We start from the raw sequence: 1,968 nt of genomic DNA, 5'->3' as shown, positions 1-1,968 counted from the left end.
TCTTCGTAATATTCGGCAGGTTTCGCGTTTCCGGCGCGGGAGTGCCCGAATTCGCGGATCATTCTTCCGAGTCCTTTGTTAGGACCGATTTCGGCATGTCCGCCGAGATGCACTCTGACTTCAGAACTGTTGTTGCCACCCAATACGGGGCGGTCGTTGACAAGAGCCACGTTCATCCCGTTGCGAGCCGCAGCCACGGCGGCGCACATTCCCGCGATACCTCCTCCTACGACCACCATGTCGTAGGACGCCCGTTGCGGTTTACGGCTGTCAAGACCGAGCAGGCGACGGCGCATCATGGCAAGTTCATCGCCATTGTCCGGAAGAGAGGCTTCGCCGGGACTTGTGGTCATGTAGATTGCGTCGCAGCGGCCGTTGAAGCCGGTGAGGTCATGCAAGGCAAGTGTGTGTGTGCCCTGTCTGAGTTTTATTTCTCCCGCTTTCTGCCAACCCCAGCGGGAACCACTGTCTCCTAGTGTCTGTGACAAAGCGCGGTTGTCGATTTTTACTTTGAATTTGCCGGGTCCTTTCTTGTCGTTCCATGGTGAGGTCCAGTTGAAAGTGCGGACATATACGGTATATTTTCCCTCTTCGGGTATGTCGACGGTAGTTGTCGCGTCTTCCACAGGCTTACCCATGCCATGTGCCATAAGGTAGCTCGAACCCATGCAGTCGATAAACTGCTGGTCCACCACCCATCCCCCTTTTGCACTGAAGGACTCGGCTTCTGTCCAGACCTCTGCCGCTTCTGCCCCGGCGAGGGGCAGAAGGGCAAGGGCTGAACACGCCATATATCGTCTGATGATATTCATTGCGGGTTGTTTGTATGGATAATAATCAGTTTACGCTTACATCGGAAATCTTGACNCATCCTTCAGGCGTGGTCTCCGCCTTTGCCGCGATTCTGATTCCGATTTCGTTGTCTTTGGTTGTGTCCACGATACCGACAGCCCATGTGTAGTTGCCGNCGGGAACGCCTCCGAGACTGAATGAAAACTCATAAGTGGAGGGTTTTCCCTTGATCCATTCGTTGAGACAGGGAGCCAGATCGACATATGTCTTCACGGGTTGCGAAGTGGTTTTGTCGAGCAGGGCGAAAGCCACTTTATATTTCTGGTTCCACTGCGGTATATTGGTCGGGCAGTATCCCCAGCCGAGATTGCTCCAGCGGTGAACCATTGTGACGTTACCGTTGCCGGATACCGACTTCGGGAGTGAGATCTTGTCGGGATAGAGGCGGTAGCCACCTTCCGCAATAAATTCCTTCACGAGGTCGAAGCAGTTGTTGAACCATCTCCATGTCTCGCCGCTTGTCATAGAGTTTGAATAGCGGAAGTCCATCATGTTCACATATGTGTTTCTCGCTTCGTTGAATTCACCGCGGCGCACCTCGCCGTGGTCTGCGTATCCGTCACCTTTTATTGAACCGCCGTGTGAGCTTTCAACCCATCCTCCTTCGGCAATGAGAGGGCGGCTGAATCTGTTGGCGAGCGCGTAATTGCGTTCCCAGTCTTTGTAGTAACCCTTCATGCCGTAAGCGTCGTGACGCAGGGAATATCCTTTGGCGACAAGCTTGTCAAGCAGTTTTTCCGACACACCTGTGTCGGCACCGTCGAAACTCTTGGTGTCCATGAGACATCTGTGGTAGTTGATGACGCATGGCACTTTTGTGAATGCCTGAAGATATGCGTCGCTCACCCAGTCTATGACCGCCTCGCGCGGTTCGGAGTTACCGGTGGAATAGGTCACGCTGTGGCTCTCACCCCATTTGCCGAGTCCGAAACCGCTCATGAACATTGTCACGTCAGGGTCGTTGTATTTTTGTGCGAAAGCCTGCAGGAATTCCGTGAACTTCTGTTGGAACACAGGGTCATCGCAATACGGAGACCATACCTGCACCGAGCCTGTCGTGGACATGAAACCTTTAGCTCCGGCTTCCCTTACGAAATCCGGCGTGAAGTTGTCGTG

At 53.7% G+C, this 1,968-nt stretch carries 1 protein-coding gene; it reads right to left on the bottom strand.

Translation table 11 applies throughout. The annotated features are described in order from the left end of the window. Nucleotides 1-791 (bottom strand): FAD-dependent oxidoreductase (locus tag JX312_RS12905; RefSeq protein ID WP_204458329.1); only part of this gene is annotated, 791 nt, incomplete at its 3' end. Nucleotides 792-1,968: the final 1,177 nt, after the last annotated feature.

It is taken from the genome of Barnesiella sp. CU968, from assembly GCF_905219685.1.
Lineage (GTDB): Bacteria > Bacteroidota > Bacteroidia > Bacteroidales > Muribaculaceae > Lepagella > Lepagella muris_A.
This window is presented reverse-complemented; position numbering and strand designations above follow the sequence as displayed.